This window comes from Gilliamella sp. LMG 34359 (assembly GCF_984569085.1).
The window spans coordinates 1,634,941-1,650,445 of sequence record NZ_OZ474906.1; the positions used below are offsets into that span (position 1 = coordinate 1,634,941).

Below are 15,505 nucleotides of genomic sequence, written 5' to 3' on the forward strand. Positions count from 1 at the left end.
AATTTAACAACGATAATGAAAAAATGCTTTTATAAACTACTCAAATTTTTATTGATATTATTAGTTTTAATGGTGGGCAGCTTTTTTATTGCAGACTATTTTTTTCCATTATCTATTTCACAAAATAAAACGACTCAAACGGTTGTCGCCGAAGATGAAACGCCATTATGGCGATTTGCTGATGAAAATGGAGTTTGGCGATATTCAGTCAGTCTCGATGAAGTTCCTGACTATTATCTCGAAGTTTTATTGAATTATGAAGATCGCTATTTTTATGATCATCTCGGTATTAATCCGCTTTCTCTATTTCGTGCAGCTTGGCAAAATATAACCAATGATAGAATCGTCTCTGGTGGTAGTACTATCTCCATGCAAGTGGCGAGACTTTTATATCCACACGATCGAACCCTGACCGGCAAGTTAAAACAGATTTTCCGAACCTTTCAACTTGAACTACATTATAGTAAAAAAGAGATCCTAACTTTATATATCAATCATGCGCCTTATGGCGGTACCATCGAAGGTATTGGGGCGGCAAGTTGGTCCTATTTTGGTAAACAACCCAAAGAGTTGACCAGAAGTGAGGCTGTATTATTAGCCGTGTTGCCTCAAGCACCGAGCCGATTAAGACCCGATCGATTTCCTGAAAGAGCTAAGCAAGCCCGAGACAAAGTACTAGATAGATTGGCTGAATATGAAGTGTGGTCAAAAGACTTAATAGAAACAGTTCGCCGTGATGAAGTTTGGGTCTATCCAAGAAAAGCACCACAATTAGCTCCGTTACTGGCTTACCGTTTAAAACGTAAATACCCTGATGAGGATATTATTCACTCGACGATCGATGTTGGCATTCAATATAATTTAGAAGATTTAGCCATTAATCGGGCAAAACAGTTACCACCTAAAACCTCATTGGCTATTTTGGTGGTGGATCACACGGATATGACCGTTAAAGGTTATGTCGGTTCGGCTGATTTTAATGATAACGAACGCTTTGGCCAAATCGATATGATTAGTGCACTACGCTCCCCCGGCTCGACATTAAAACCTTTTATTTATGCTTTTGCTATTGATGAAGGTATGATTCATTCTGAATCGTTATTACAAGATGTCCCACGTATTACAACCGACTATCGCCCAACAAATTTTGATGAAGGTTTTAATGGTCCGGTTAGCGCATCTGATGCATTAAGCAAATCATTAAATTTACCTGCGGTGCAATTAATTGAGTTATATGGACCAAGACGATTTACCGGCAAACTGGCTGCTGTTGGTTTACCTTTATCCTCAATAGCAAATGAACCTAATATCTCTTACATCTTAGGTGGTGCTTCATTAAGGTTGGATAATCTTGTTAGTGCGTATAGTGCATTTGCAAGGCATGGTGAAGTGAGTCCATTACGTTTTACCGCAAAAGAGCCATTAATTAATAAACCACTAATTTCCGATGGAAGTGCTTGGATAACCAAACAAATGCTGGCTAATAGTAATTTATTAGCATATAAAACCGGAACCAGTTATGGGTATCGTGATGCTTGGGCGGTGGGTATAAATCCAAGATATTTAATTGGTGTTTGGGTAGGGCGCCCGGATGGAACTCCCGTTGTGGGACAATATGGCTCAATGTCTGCCATGCCACTTTTACAACATATTAATTCAATGTTATTAAACCGGGAAAATCGTCTAAATCGACCATTTGTTAATTATGAAAAACCAGAATCAGTATCCTCTATGAAAATTTGTTGGCCTTTAGGGCAACCACTTGCCGAATCGGATATAAATTGTCATCGACAAAAAACGGCATGGGTTTTAAATAATATGGTACCACCAACACTCAGCACCTATAGTGAATTAAAAAATAATATTTATCGTTCTGGTGCGATAACTATTTGGGTTAATGAACGAGGCGAACGTGTTGCTGCTGATTGCCCGGGCGCACAAAAAAAACAACTCGCACTGTGGCCAGTTTCGTTAGAAAATTGGTTATTAACCAAAGAGAAAAGACATAATATTTTACCGCCAATTGATAAAAGTTGTCCGGTAATGGGGCAAGATGTTTTTGCTTCACTTAATATTGTTGGCTTGCGCGATAGACAACTAGTTAGAGCATTACCGGGAGCTAAACAAGTCACTATAGGTTTAACTCCTGAAGGTGGCTATGGCGAAAAATGGTGGTTTTTGGATGGTGATTTAGTCGCTAATTCCCAAAATAATGAAAAAATTGCTTTAACTATCACCAAAAAAGGCGTTCATCGTTTACTATTAGTGGATGAAAGCGGGCAAATTTTTCGATTAACGTTTATGTCCGATTGATCAAGATATTGCCGGAAACCTGATTGCATGCAGTTTAATTTCCTGAAAGTCTGTATATTATTGCTAATATTTATTGATTGAAAATTAGATAATTTATAATTAACCCACCCCCAAAATTATATTGTATATCATCATTGAGTAAGCTATTGGTCTTTTATACAATCTTGGTTAAATACTTTGGATATAGATAAAATGGTAGAGTAAAAATTATAATTGGTTTTCCGAATAACAATTGAACTAGACAAAAAGTGCTTGGAACACGTCACGAAATTACTTTTGGTGATTATTAAATTTCTATTAATTTTCTTGGTTATTAGTTGTTTAGTTAGCAAATCTCAAATAAAAGTTTCCAAAATTATTACTTAATTTTATAGATGCTGAACCTGATGAGACAGCAATTAGTATTAGCCTTTAAATTATTTTAAAAAGGTTATTTCACTTACAAATTCAACTTGAAAATCAGAATTCAAATTATCGTTAATTACATTGGTAAACGACAGCAATCATGCGTTAAATTATTTTGTATTAATTAGATCTCTTTATGAAGTTGGAACAATTGTTATTAATGTTAAAAGTGCTACTTACGTTTCAGTGACTCAAGCAGAGGAGTTTGATAAAACTAACCATATTGAGGTTGAAGCATAATATACTGAAACAGCTGGTTAATTGGTTAATAACCTTGATATTACCGATAAATAGATTTTTTTAGCTTATTTGTGGCATAGATTAACTGGCAATATGCAATTTAAATATCTGACTTTTAAGAACTTGTAATGTTTCTGTGTCCAAATGATTATCGGTAATAATGTCGGTAAAACGGTTTAGTGGAATAGAGGTAAATAAAGAGTAAGAGTTATATTTACTACTATCAGCAACCAGAACGACTTTATCAGCCTTCTCAGCAAAACCAGCTTTGATTAACGCTTTATCTTCAGTTGGTGCGGTTACTCCCTTACTTAAACTCCAAGAGTTACAACTAATAAATGAAATATCAGGATTAATTTGCAATAACAGGGAGCGACCATGTTCACCAATACAGGATTGGCTACTGTCATCAATTTTTCCACCAATAATGGTGACTTCAATTTGTTTGAATTCGGATAAAAATAGCGCAATATGTAAGTCAGAAGTAATCACCCTAACAGGCATCTGAGTAATTCTTTTGGCTATTTCTAAAGTTGTCGTTCCTGCATCAAGTGCGATTGAGTCACCGGGTTTAATTAGCTTGGCTGCTACATCAGCAATTAATTGTTTTTCATTAAAATTTTTATGAATTTTTTCAGAAGTCGTTGGCTGATTAGGAATAAAGCGGTTTAGTGTTACGCCACCATGGGTTCGACTAATAACGCCATGTTGATCTAATTTGATTAAATCTCGGCGAATTGTTGCAGGAGAGGCTTCAGTAGCGATGACTAACTCTTCGACTGTTACTAAATTATGAAGCTTTAAATAGTCCATGATTTGATCTAGTCGATTATATTTTCCCACTGAAAGTTCCCCCTTTGTATTTTTACTTAGATAACAGTTCCGCTAATCGAATTGATTCTATCATACTATCGGCTTTTGCAATACCTTGCCATGCAATATCGAATGCAGTTCCATGGTCAGCAGATGTTCTTATAAATGGCAGACCAGCAGCAATATTTACACCATCATAAAAACCTAATAGTTTAAGCGGTATATGACCTTGGTCATGGTACATCGCAACAACAATATCAAATTTACCTTGATGAGCCTGTAAAAAAACGGTATCAGGAGCACACGGTCCAATAGCATCAATACCACAACTCTGCATTTTTTCAATAGCTGGGGTAACGAATTTGATTTCCTCATCACCAAATAATCCATGTTCTCCGGCATGTGGATTAACGCCTGCTACTGCAATTTTAGGGGCAGATATTCCAACTTTTTTAAGAAAATCATCAGCTATTTTAATTACTTTTTCAATTCTATCACTACTTATTTTATCTAAAAAGTTTCGTAGTGAAACGTGAGTAGTAACATGAATCACTTTTAGTGAATCGGTATAAAGTACCATAGCAACATCTTTGCTATTAGTCAATTTGGCTAATAGTTCAGTGTGTCCAGGATACATATGTCCAGCCGAATGTAATGCTTCTTTGTTAAGAGGCGCTGTTGCAATTGCAGTTACTTCCCCAGCAAGTGCTAATTCGGTAGCTTTTTTGACACAACGATAGGCCAGATCGCCCGCTTGAGGTTGAATTTTGCCAGGTTGCAATGCATCAATATCGGCTAATTTTACATCTATAATATTGATGACATTTTCTGAAAAATCAGCATCACTCACGTTGTTAATTATATTGAAACTAACATTATTAAATAGTCCCATTGTTAACTGTTTTTTTAATAAATCTGCCGAACCAATTACTACAGATTTTATGTTTTTTAAAATATCTGATTGTAATGCTTTGACAATAATTTCTGGTCCAATTCCAGCTGGATCCCCCATAGTTATCGCTACGATTTTTGACACAATTTATCTCCTTAAATAAATCTTAATGATTTTAAAAAAATATCCTTTTTTCCAAACCCGCCAGCCTTGGTAAATACTCGATAATTTAAATTTTGGGTGCTTAATAATTTACCGTAAGGGACACCATCGCAAACTTGCCCTTCAATTCTAAAACCTATTGCACCTAACGATTTAGCAACTGAAATTGCCACATCACCACCGGTTAAAAATAAATTATCGAACTTCAAATGTTTAACCAATCTTGCTAATTCATTACAAATTTTTTCACCTAGTTCGGTTCTTGATAATTGATATTGTTGACAATATGAATCGATTTCTTCTCGTTCTTGTTTATCTGTACTGGTTCTAATAATACAATGTTGATTATCATCAAGTATTTCTTGAATTTTATTCCTACATTTTTCCAATGTATTTGCTGATAGTTCTGGTAATAGATCTTGGATTTTTAGATCAATGACCTTCCATTTATTATCATGTTGAATGGTATAATTTATCTGTTGTTGGGTAATTTCGCTCATTGATCCAGCAATAACTAACATCGGTTGTGAACTGGTATGTTCAGTTTTTGCTGCGTTATCTATCATTGCGGGTGAAAGGAAATCAACCAATCCAGCCGAGCCAACTAACAAAATGTTATCTTCAAATGCCTGAATTTGTTCAATTATGATTTTTAAATCATGATTTGTTTCAGCATCGATGATGATGATTTTTGTTCCTCGAGTTACAAAGTCTTCAATACGTTCTTCTACTTGATGCGTTCTTACTTCATTTAGATTGATCTCTTCACATGGATAATCAGTTTGTTGTTCTATAATCGTTTTAATATTCGATGAACAGATAGGTGTTTTAGGGTCAGTTGCAAATTCAGTATGAATTAACTCTTTACCGTCAACATAACATTTCCCATGTTTAGTTATGCGGTTCATGTTGGGAAAAGCGGGTATAACTAAGGCAAATTTAACCTGAGTAGTGGCTAATAGTGTTTCTATTTCACAACCGATATTCCCCCTCATCGTGGAATCTATTTTTTTATAAATAGGCGATAAATGTACATTATTTAAGATGACCTGTTTTATTCTTTCTTGCGCCTCGTGTCGCGAAATTGCTCTACTTTCCGTATTAATAACAACAACTTTATCATCACCATCATTTGTATTTAATAATTGATTAGACTTCCAATCAAAAACTACATCTACAGTAAATCCTTTGTTAACAAGTTGCACTCCAGCATCGTTAGAACCGGTGAAGTCATCAGCAATTATTAATTTTATCATTGATTATTTTTGCTCAAAAAAAACTATTTTTGCGATTATACAGATTATTTTCCGAAAAAAACAATTCAAAGTGATTAAATTAAATCATTTTAATCATAATGTGATCTAGATCATAGTTTTGTAATCTAAAAATTGATCATTTTGCCAACATAAAATAACATTAAATGATTAAATTACGTCAATATGATTTTTAATACTCATTTTATTGCAAATTATTGGAGCAAATTATGCACATTAACAGTACTGTTTTAAGTGGACAAGGTGTACTAAATGATCTTAATTTTTTATTTACTCAAAGAAATCATGTAGTTTTTCTTACCGATAAGAATATTATTAATTTGCCGATTGTCAGCAAACTAATAAAGACCCTTGAAGATACCGTTGCGCATTTAACACTTATTGATGATATCCCGCCAGAGCCTAGTCATCATGATGTTACCAATTTATTAAATCGAATGAAAATAACTGACGTCGATTTAGTTGTTGGAGTTGGCGGTGGTAGCGTTCTTGATGTTGCTAAATTAATTTCAGTATTGTGTGCCAAGGACAATCAACTTACCCTTGAAAAATTATTAGCGGGTGAAAAACCATCTAAAAGATGTACATCGATTCTTATTCCTACTACAGCGGGAACCGGTTCTGAAGCTACGCCAAATGCGATTTTAGCTATTCCGGAAAAATCCACCAAACAAGGCATTATTTCACCGGTTATGCTGCCTGATTATGTCTGTTTGATTCCTGAATTAACTATTTCTATGCCGAAGCATATCGCTGCATCAACCGGAGTTGACGCCCTGTGCCACTTAATCGAATGTTTTACTGCCAATATCTCTAATCCTGTAGGCGATAATTACGCTTTGATTGGTATGGATAAATTATTTCATTCCTTAGAAAAGTCAGTCAATGACCAAACAGATATTGAAGCAAAATTGAATATGCTTTGGGCTTCATACTATGGTGGCGCTGCAATTGCTCATGCTGGAACACATTTAGTTCATGCAATGTCATATCCACTTGGTGGTAAATATCACATACCTCATGGTGTAGCGAATGCCATTTTACTTGTTCCATGTATGGAATTTGTTCGTGATGCGGTTGTTGACAAATTTGCTCAAGCTTATGACTTATTGCCTGATGCCAATTTAAGTTTAACAGACGAAGAAAAATCTCACGCACTAGTCAATTATTTTAGAGAGTTAGTGAAACGTTTAGCGCTACCTTCTAAGTTACAGGAACTGAATATCTCACCAGAACATTTACCTTATCTTGTTGATTCTGCTTTAGACGTAAAACGCCTCATGAATAACGTTCCTAAACAAGTGACCAAAGATGATGTTCTAACTATTTATCAATCACTTTTATAAACAATCCTACTTCTGGAGTAAAAATTATGAGCAAAAAAGTAGAGGGAATCTTAACCGCCATTGTCACAACTTTTGATGATAATGGTGATTTTTGCCCTAAACGAATGCGCAAACAAGTTCAACGGCAATTAACTAATGGCAATAGTGTTTTTTGCAATGGTACTAATGGTGAATTTTTTGTATTAACTCAGCAAGAAAAGATACAAGTTACAGAAGTTTGTGTCGATGAGGTTGCAGGACGCTCGCCGGTAATGGCTCACATTGGTGAAATCTCAACACGAGAAACAATAAAACTAGGCAAAGAAATAGCAAAATTAGGTGTCGATGCAGTATCAGTAATTGCGCCATATTTTATCCCATTAAAACAGGAAGAGCTAATCTACCACTATTCTACCATTGCCGATGCTCTCACTGTTCCTGTATATCTTTACAACATTCCAGCCAGAACAGGTAACACTATTTTACCTGATACCGCAGCAAAACTTGCTGAGCATCCTAATATCGCAGGAATAAAAGATAGTGCAGGAAGTGCTGAAAGTTTGCAAGCCTTTCTTGACGTAGCAAAAAACCTAGATGGATTTGATGTATTAACTGGACCTGACTCATTGATATATCAAGGCTTTGTAGGTGGAGCAGTTGGATCAATTTCAGGGCTGGCTAATGTTGCACCGGGATATATCAATGCAATTTGGAAAAATTTTAAAGCGGGTGATCTGGAAAAATCTAAAGCAGCACAAGACGCTGTGGGTGATTTAAGGAAAAATTTATACGCAACAGTGTTCTCACCTGCGGCTGTTAAAAAAGCATTAACTCTGATGGGGGAAGAGGTTGGGGTAAGTCGTTATCCAATAACGTTTACTGATGATCACATAACCACCATCAAGGCTATTGTTAAGCAATTATAACAACTATTTAACATGTAATTATAAGAGAAATAAAGGTGATATATGCATTACTTTGGAACAATGGACACAATAATAATAGTTAGTATTGTCGTCCTTTACATATTAGCTACATCATGGATGACTTATTTTTTAAGAAGTAAAAATAATAGCGATTTCATGGAAGGCTCAAGAACTGTACCAGCCATAGTTGTTGGAATATTATTAATGACTGAGTACATTGGCGCAAAATCAACAATTGGTACTGCACAATCTGCATTTGATAATGGGATTGCCGCATCATGGTCAGTCATTGGCGCGGCTATTGGTTTCCCTCTGTTTGGATTATTGTTAGTAAAGAAAATCTACAATACTGGTGAAATTACCATTTCAGCTGCTATTGCCCAAAAATATGGCAATTCGACTAAAAATTTAATATCGATCATTATGATCTATGCCTTAATTCTTGTTAATGTCGGTAACTATATTAGTGGTGCTGCTGCAATTTCAACAGTTTTACAGATTTCATTACCAGTTGCAGCTTTTATTACCGCAGTAGTTAGTACTTTCTACTTTGCATTTGGTGGCCTAAAGGGTGTTGCTTATGTCACCATAATACATAGTGGTGTTAAATATTTTGGTGTGTTATTTATACTGGGCACGGCGCTATATCTTACTGGCGGTTTCGGACCAATGATTGAACAAATGCCACCACATTATTGGACATGGGATGGAACAATTGGCGCAAGCACTATTTTTGCTTGGTTGATTGGAACAATTGGTTCAATATTTTGTACTCAGTTTGTTATTCAAGCGATCTCTTCAACTAAAGATGCTAAATCGGCTAAACGCGCATGTTGGTATGCATTCTTTTTCTGTCTTCCTATTGCGATCGCTATTGCGGTAATTGGTGTATGTGCAAAATTTTTGCATCCTGAAATCAAAAGTTTATATGCATTGCCGGTATTCATTCAAGATATGAACCCTTTCATGGCTGGTATTATTACCACATCATTAGTTGCTTCTATATTTATTAGTGTAAGTACAGTTGCTTTAGCAATTGCATCATTAATTGTGAAAGATTTTTATGTTCCATACTTTAAACCAACACAAGATAAAGAATTTAAAGCAACCAAAATCATTTCAGTTATTGTTGGGTTTGCCCCATTACTGTTAGTACTAGCGTTTCCAGAGGTTTTAAAACTATCGTTCTTTACTCGGGCTATTCGTTTATCAATTACTATCGTTGCAATGATCGCGTTTTATCTACCATTTTTAAATAGTACTAGAGCAGCTAATATGGCTTTAATTGGTGCAGCGGTTATCACTTCAATGTGGTTTTATTGTGGAGATCCGTTAGGTATTAATAATATGTATGTAGCATTACTTTCGCCAGCAATCATCATGTTATTAGATAAAATATTAATCAGTCCTTTTGTAAAATCTAACCAAAAAACTGATGCTTAATAGGGAGATAAATGAATGACGAAAATTACATTGGACTGTAGCGGAAAATTGACCACAAATAGTTCTGATCCATTACGCATTGATGCTTATTTACCAACTGAATGTGTACAAAATCATGCTGCAAATTTATTACCATTGCCAAACGGTGATCTGCTCTGTACGTGGTTTGGTGGTACACAAGAAGGAATTGCGGATATTTCGGCTTATTATTCAAGGTTGAAGAAAGGCTCAGATACGTGGAGCAAAGCAAGAAAACTATCTGATGATTCAACTCGTTCTGAACAAAATCCATTATTCTTTTTGGATCCAGACAATGTGTTATGGCTTTTATATACAGCTCAAGTTGCAGGTAATCAAGATACTGCAATCGTACGTTATCGTAAATCAAATGATTTCGGTGAAACTTGGGGGCCAATAAATACGCTTCTTGAAGACCCAGATAAAGGCATTTTTATAAGGCAACCTATAACAGTTATGCCAAATGGTGATTGGTTATTACCCGTATTTTATTGTATTGCTAAACCTGGTGAAAAATGGGTTGGTAGCTATGATACTAGTGGTGTAATGATATCAAAGGACAAAGGTAACACTTGGACTAATGTTGATATACCAGACAGTCTTGGTTGTGTTCATATGAATATTATGATGTTACAGGATAATAGCTTATATGCTCTTTTCCGTAGTCGTTGGGCTGATCATATTTATGAAAGTCGATCTAATGATGGTGGATATACCTGGACAAAGCCAACTCCTACAAAATTACCTAATAATAATTCGTCTATTCAAGCAACCGTATTGAATAATGGTCATATCGCGTTAGTTTTCAATAATTCAAGCGCGAAGGATGCAAAAGAGAGACGAGTATCGTTATATGATGAAATTGAAGATAGTAGTAGTGCCAATAAAAAAGAAGCTGCTATCATTCAAGGACAAAAAAATGCTTTTTGGGGAGCACCAAGAGCACCGATGTCTTTAGCTATTTCAACCGATAATGGTAACACATGGTCTTTTATTCGTAATTTAGATGAAGGCGATGGTTACTGTATGTCGAATAATTCTAAAGATAAATTGAATAGAGAGTTTTCTTATCCTAGTATCAAACAAGGTTTAGATGGCAAACTCCATATCGCTTATACCTATTTCCGCATGGCAATTAAATATGTCGTTGTTGATGAAAATTGGGTTAAAGCTGGTAAATAATTTAATCTAGCCCATCAATTTTGATGGGCAATATTGGATTAGATATTATTTTAAACAATGTAATGGAGCGTAATGATGATTGCAGGGAATATGAATTTTTTGAAATTAGCAACACTACCAAAATCGTTATATGATATTTTGTCTCAGCCAGAAACAAGCCTAAATTATTTAAAAAGTTTAGCCGATGGTCGTTATCAATTAGAGGGTGAGAAATGGTTTTATAATATAGGTGATTCAATTACTTCACCAATTCAAGATAGGCATACTGAATTTCACAAAAAATATTTAGATATTCAATTAATTTTAGACGGTGAAGAAATTATCCGTTATGGATTAAATGATTGTAGTTCTGATTCATATTTTGAGAAAAAAACAGATCTTTTTATTCTAGAACAACCTTTGTTGACTAATTCTATTCATCTAAAAGAGGGGGATTTTGCTACTTTTTATCCAGGAGAACCACATCAAGCATTATGTATGGTTGATACGCCTAAAAAAGTTCGAAAAGCAGTATTCAAAGTTCCTGTAGAAATTATCTAATTGTAATTTCATAAAGATTAAGTTAATTCCTATTTAAGTTTATTGTAAACGCATTATTTGACTTTACAGTAGACTTATATGGCTATTTTTATAACAATGTTGTAAAGTCTCGGTTAAATTATCTCGCTATCTATCCTCTTAACTCAATTAATTTTCAGGCTGATAACCACATATAACCAATAGTTATATGGATGTAAATTTTTGTTATTTAGCACTAAGAGTGTTTATTGGTAGACTTTTTATGTAAACACCAAATTACCTTATTGAGGATGTGTCATGAAATTTCTAACTAAATCGTTAACAGCTGTTGCTTTGATCGGTACACTATTGAATGTTAATTCTGCTTATGCAGATCGTTTGGATGATATTGAAAAACGGGGGGAGATTAAGATTGCTGTTTTTGATAGTAATCCTCCTTTTGGCTTTATTGATGAAAAAACCAATAAAATTGCCGGTCTTGATGTTGATTATGCCAATGAAATTGCCAAAGCATTAAAGGTAAAAGTCGAACTGGTTCCTACTAATCCAGCTAATCGCATTCCTCTACTTACTTCACAAAAAGCGGATTTAATTGTGGCAAACTTTACGGTTACTGACGAGCGAGCTAAAACAGTCGATTTTAGCTTACCTTATTTTGCTACCGGTCAGAAGTTTGTAGCTAAAAAAGGGTTATTAAAAACTGCTGATGACCTTAAAAATCTTCGCATAGGAGCAGATAAAGGAACAGTAATGGAAATTACGTTACGTGAAAAGTTCCCAACCGCTAAAGTGATCTCATATGATGATACGCCTTTTGCTTTTGCCGCATTACGCAATGGTGTGGTACAAGCTATTACTCAAGACGATGCGAAGTTAATTGGTTTGCTCGCTAATCTTCCTGAAGAACAACGAGCTGCTTTTGAAATTTCACCATTTAGTATCACTCAAGAATATCAAGCTGTTGGTATTCCAAAAGGGGAAACTCGTTTGCAAGAAAAAGTTAACCAAATATTATTAAAACTAGAAAATGAAGGTGAAGCCTTAACTATTTATAACCGTTGGTTTGGACCAGATACTAATTCAGCTATACCTCGTGGTGATTTCAAAATCGGTAAAGGTCAATAAAGCATGTTTGAGCAATTACTAGCGCCACGTTATTGGTGGTGGTTGTGGGATGGTTTTTTAGTTACCCTTGCAATTTCAGTTTTAACCATCATTTTATCTACAATATTGGGATTTTTGCTGGTTATTGCTCAACAAAGTCATATCAAAATTATCAAAGGTGTTGTCATTGGTTATAACGCCATATTTCGTTATTCTCCATTATTACCGCAACTTTTCTTTTGGTATTTCGGTGTCGGCAATTTATTACCGGTGGAATTTAAAATATGGTTATTTGATGAACCACAAATCCAACTGCTGTTTTTTACACTAAAAATGCCTTCTTTTGAGTTTATTATTGGATTAATTGGCTTAACGTTTTACTCGAGTGCTTTTATAGCTGAAGAATTTCGTGCAGGAATTTTGGGCGTAAGTAACGGACAAGAACAAGCATCATTAGCTTTAGGACTTACTCGTTGGCAAAGTATGCGATTGATTATTTTACCGCAAAGCATTCGTATCGCATTCCCTCCGCTAATTGGTCAATATATGAATATTATCAAAAATTCCTCCCTAACAATGGCAATTGGCGTATTGGAGCTATCTTATGTTTCACGCCAAGTTGAAACCGAGTCGTTAAAAACATTTCAGGATTTTGCGATAGCAACATTTTTATATATTTTAGCTATTGTTATGGTGGGTACCTTTGGCAATATTTATCAAGCAAAGCGATTAAACAAGGTCTAATGCATTATGGATTTTAAAGGTTTTGAAGTTATTTGGAATAATTTAGATTACCTATTGTGGGGCAACTTCCCTGGCGGCATTATTTTGACATTGTTGATGAGCTTTGCGGCCATTATCTTTTCGACTATTTTAGGCATTTTCGCGGGTATCGGTTTGACTGTTTGGCGAGGTTTTTTACATCAACTTTTAGTTGTGGTATTGGGCTTTTTAAGAGCTATCCCTGTCATTATGCTGATATTTTGGACTTATTTTTTATTGCCCGTGCTATTAAATGTTGATGTGCCGGCCATTGCCACAGTTATTTTTGCTTTATCTTTGATTGGCGGGGCCTATATTGGACACTCTGTGCATGCGGGAATGGTTGCTATTGCCAAAGAACAATGGCAAGCAGCTTTTTCATTGGGTTTAAATAAAAAACAGGTCATCTTTTTTATCATTTTGCCACAAGCGTTAAAAATGATGCTACCATCATTTGTTAATCAATGGGTATCATTAATTAAAGATACCTCTTTAGCCTATATAGTTGGTGTTGCCGAGTTTACTTTTATTGCTACTCAAATTAATAATCGAAGTATGGTTTACCCAACTGAAATATTTTTGTTTGTTATAATTGTCTATTTTATTATTTGTGCTGCACTTGATTTTAGTGTATTGGTGTTACCGAGGCTTCATTTATTGACTCGAAGAAAGTAGACAAATACCTTAATATGGTTTCATGAATAAATATCAGCTATATAAAGCTCAAAATCGTTGTTAAGGTTCTTTTAAGCTTTATTAGTTAAATTATAACTAAATATTGTTATATAGGTCGTTGTATTTTGCTTGATATGAACACTCATCTATTTTTATTAATTAATGCTCAGGAAAAAGCTTCTAAATTATTTATTCTTTTTGCTATTTTTTGTGCTAAATATTTAATCTTAGCACTTATCGGTATATTGGTAATATGTTTTTTATTTAGACCTATATATAGACAGTTAATTATAAAGATGATTTTAGGGTTAGCGTTAGCGTGTTTCTTAACCTTTATCATTCGACATCTATTTTATTCACCACGACCTTTTGTACAAAATATTGGAAATAATTATTTAGCTCATGACAAAACTAGCTCTCTTCCTAGTCAGCATGCGGTTTTTGTTTGGACTATCTGTTTTTCAATTTATCTAAATTATAAAAAGCAGTTTAAGGCGTTAGCTTATTTATGTACGGTCGTGGCATTGTTAGTTTGTTGGAGTCGTATCTATCTAGGCGTTCATTGGCCACTGGATATGCTAGTGGGTCTGTTGTTAAGTTTTATATCAGTTTATTTAGTCAAAAAAATAGGGATTATACGTTCAAATAGTTTTAAATAGTTATTGCTGCATCATAAATATTTAAATGATTTCAATTTCTTTAATAAACTCGGGGAATAAATTGTAAAGCGTATAATAGTTCTTAATGTTAATTTTAACATTTTTCAATTCTACATTAGGTAACATTATAATGAAAATTCTTATCGTAGAAGATGATAGTTTATTACAAAAAGGTCTATATGATGCGATAACCTCTAATGGCTATGTTTGTGAAGTTGCATCGAATGGTAAGCAGGCTGAAGAGCTTGTTGGGTTTGCCCAGTTTAGTTTAATTGTGCTGGATTTAGGACTGCCAGATTGTGATGGTTTAACGTTACTCAGCCGATGGCGTAAAAAAAATATCGATATTCCTGTTCTTATCTTAACTGCTCGCGACACAATTGAAGATAGAGTGGAAGGTTTAGACCTTGGGGCTGATGATTATTTAATTAAACCGTTTGCTTTAACCGAATTGTTAGCCAGAATAAGGGCGTTGATTCGTCGAAATCAAGGTACAGCTGATAATGTGGTTAATTATGGTCCTATTTCAATGGATATAAAACTGCAAAAAGTCACTTTAAATAATCAAGAGGTGGTTTTAACGCCTAAAGAGTTTATTTTATTATCTCGACTAATGTTAAAAGCCGGTGAAAAAGTGCACCGAAGCTTATTACAAAATGACCTATATGATTGGCAAAGTGATCCCAATTCAAATGTGCTTGAAGTTTATATTCATGCGCTGCGAAATAAAATTGGTAAAGATTTAATTAAAACCGTACGTGGATATGGTTATCAACTCAATAGTTAGTTCTTT

Annotated in this window: 14 protein-coding genes; 11 read left to right on the forward strand and 3 right to left on the reverse strand. The window is 34.7% G+C overall.

All coding sequences use genetic code 11. The features are described 5' to 3' along the window. Positions 1 to 15: 15 nt before the first annotated feature. Positions 16 to 2,313: a penicillin-binding protein 1C gene (pbpC, locus tag AC5LXV_RS07585; protein ID WP_493467856.1), complete on the forward strand. Its 2,298-nt coding sequence runs from the start codon at positions 16 to 18 to the stop codon at positions 2,311 to 2,313. Between the two features lie 726 nt (positions 2,314 to 3,039). Here the strand turns inward: pbpC and AC5LXV_RS07590 are convergent. The 3 genes from AC5LXV_RS07590 to dtnK are packed head-to-tail and all read right to left on the reverse strand — an operon-like array spanning position 3,040 to position 6,081. Next, positions 3,040 to 3,801: a DeoR/GlpR family DNA-binding transcription regulator gene (locus tag AC5LXV_RS07590; RefSeq protein ID WP_493467857.1), complete on the reverse strand. Its 762-nt coding sequence runs from the start codon at positions 3,799 to 3,801 to the stop codon at positions 3,040 to 3,042. Between the two features lie 22 nt (positions 3,802 to 3,823). Next, entirely contained in the window at positions 3,824 to 4,807 is a 984-nt protein-coding gene (pdxA, locus tag AC5LXV_RS07595; protein WP_493467858.1) for a 4-hydroxythreonine-4-phosphate dehydrogenase PdxA, read from the reverse strand. Between the two features lie 11 nt (positions 4,808 to 4,818). Next, entirely contained in the window at positions 4,819 to 6,081 is a 1,263-nt protein-coding gene (gene dtnK, locus AC5LXV_RS07600) for a D-threonate kinase (RefSeq protein ID WP_493467859.1), read from the reverse strand. 227 nt (positions 6,082 to 6,308) lie between these two features. On the opposite strand from dtnK, the gene AC5LXV_RS07605 reads away from it, so the two are divergent. From AC5LXV_RS07605 to pmrA, 10 genes are all read left to right on the forward strand, one after another. After that, positions 6,309 to 7,445, forward strand: coding sequence for an iron-containing alcohol dehydrogenase (locus AC5LXV_RS07605; RefSeq protein WP_493467860.1), 1,137 nt, complete (start codon positions 6,309 to 6,311; stop codon positions 7,443 to 7,445). A 26-nt stretch (positions 7,446 to 7,471) separates the two neighbouring features. After that, positions 7,472 to 8,350, forward strand: a complete 879-nt coding sequence (locus AC5LXV_RS07610; protein WP_493467861.1) for a dihydrodipicolinate synthase family protein — start codon at positions 7,472 to 7,474, stop codon at positions 8,348 to 8,350. A gap of 42 nt (positions 8,351 to 8,392) precedes the next feature. After that, positions 8,393 to 9,793: a sodium:solute symporter family protein gene (locus AC5LXV_RS07615; protein WP_493467862.1), complete on the forward strand. Its 1,401-nt coding sequence runs from the start codon at positions 8,393 to 8,395 to the stop codon at positions 9,791 to 9,793. Between the two features lie 15 nt (positions 9,794 to 9,808). Next, positions 9,809 to 10,993 (forward strand): sialidase family protein, encoded by a 1,185-nt coding sequence (locus AC5LXV_RS07620; RefSeq protein ID WP_493467863.1) that lies wholly within the window; start codon positions 9,809 to 9,811, stop codon positions 10,991 to 10,993. A 75-nt stretch (positions 10,994 to 11,068) separates the two neighbouring features. Further along, a complete protein-coding gene (locus AC5LXV_RS07625; RefSeq protein WP_493467864.1) occupies positions 11,069 to 11,533 on the forward strand; it encodes a NanQ anomerase/TabA/YiaL family protein in 465 nt (154 codons plus the stop codon). A gap of 276 nt (positions 11,534 to 11,809) precedes the next feature. Then, positions 11,810 to 12,637, forward strand: a complete 828-nt coding sequence (locus AC5LXV_RS07630) for an ABC transporter substrate-binding protein (RefSeq protein WP_493467865.1) — start codon at positions 11,810 to 11,812, stop codon at positions 12,635 to 12,637. Between the two features lie 3 nt (positions 12,638 to 12,640). After that, positions 12,641 to 13,360: an amino acid ABC transporter permease gene (locus tag AC5LXV_RS07635; RefSeq protein ID WP_110434004.1), complete on the forward strand. Its 720-nt coding sequence runs from the start codon at positions 12,641 to 12,643 to the stop codon at positions 13,358 to 13,360. Between the two features lie 6 nt (positions 13,361 to 13,366). Continuing rightward, the gene (locus tag AC5LXV_RS07640) at positions 13,367 to 14,053 is read left to right on the forward strand and encodes an amino acid ABC transporter permease (RefSeq protein ID WP_493467866.1); all 687 of its coding nucleotides are present in this window, start codon (positions 13,367 to 13,369) and stop codon (positions 14,051 to 14,053) included. Between the two features lie 134 nt (positions 14,054 to 14,187). After that, positions 14,188 to 14,712, forward strand: a complete 525-nt coding sequence (locus tag AC5LXV_RS07645) for a phosphatase PAP2 family protein (RefSeq protein ID WP_493467867.1) — start codon at positions 14,188 to 14,190, stop codon at positions 14,710 to 14,712. Between the two features lie 130 nt (positions 14,713 to 14,842). Then, the gene (gene pmrA / locus AC5LXV_RS07650; protein WP_493467868.1) at positions 14,843 to 15,499 is read left to right on the forward strand and encodes a two-component system response regulator PmrA; all 657 of its coding nucleotides are present in this window, start codon (positions 14,843 to 14,845) and stop codon (positions 15,497 to 15,499) included. The last annotated feature ends 6 nt before the right edge of the window (positions 15,500 to 15,505 follow it).

Bases quoted from the DNA above. Each gene is read 5' to 3' on its own strand.
- AC5LXV_RS07605 (WP_493467860.1), top strand. From the start codon at position 6,309: ATGCACATTAACAGTACTGTTTTAAGTGGACAAGGTGTACTAAATGAT.
- pbpC (WP_493467856.1), top strand. From the start codon at position 16: ATGAAAAAATGCTTTTATAAACTACTCAAATTTTTATTGATATTATTA.
- pmrA (WP_493467868.1), top strand. From the start codon at position 14,843: ATGAAAATTCTTATCGTAGAAGATGATAGTTTATTACAAAAAGGTCTA.
- AC5LXV_RS07645 (WP_493467867.1), top strand. From the start codon at position 14,188: ATGAACACTCATCTATTTTTATTAATTAATGCTCAGGAAAAAGCTTCT.
- AC5LXV_RS07625 (WP_493467864.1), top strand. From the start codon at position 11,069: ATGATTGCAGGGAATATGAATTTTTTGAAATTAGCAACACTACCAAAA.
- AC5LXV_RS07630 (WP_493467865.1), top strand. From the start codon at position 11,810: ATGAAATTTCTAACTAAATCGTTAACAGCTGTTGCTTTGATCGGTACA.
- AC5LXV_RS07635 (WP_110434004.1), top strand. From the start codon at position 12,641: ATGTTTGAGCAATTACTAGCGCCACGTTATTGGTGGTGGTTGTGGGAT.
- AC5LXV_RS07620 (WP_493467863.1), top strand. From the start codon at position 9,809: ATGACGAAAATTACATTGGACTGTAGCGGAAAATTGACCACAAATAGT.
- AC5LXV_RS07610 (WP_493467861.1), top strand. From the start codon at position 7,472: ATGAGCAAAAAAGTAGAGGGAATCTTAACCGCCATTGTCACAACTTTT.
- AC5LXV_RS07640 (WP_493467866.1), top strand. From the start codon at position 13,367: ATGGATTTTAAAGGTTTTGAAGTTATTTGGAATAATTTAGATTACCTA.
- dtnK (WP_493467859.1), bottom strand. From the start codon at position 6,081: ATGATAAAATTAATAATTGCTGATGACTTCACCGGTTCTAACGATGCT.
- AC5LXV_RS07615 (WP_493467862.1), top strand. From the start codon at position 8,393: ATGCATTACTTTGGAACAATGGACACAATAATAATAGTTAGTATTGTC.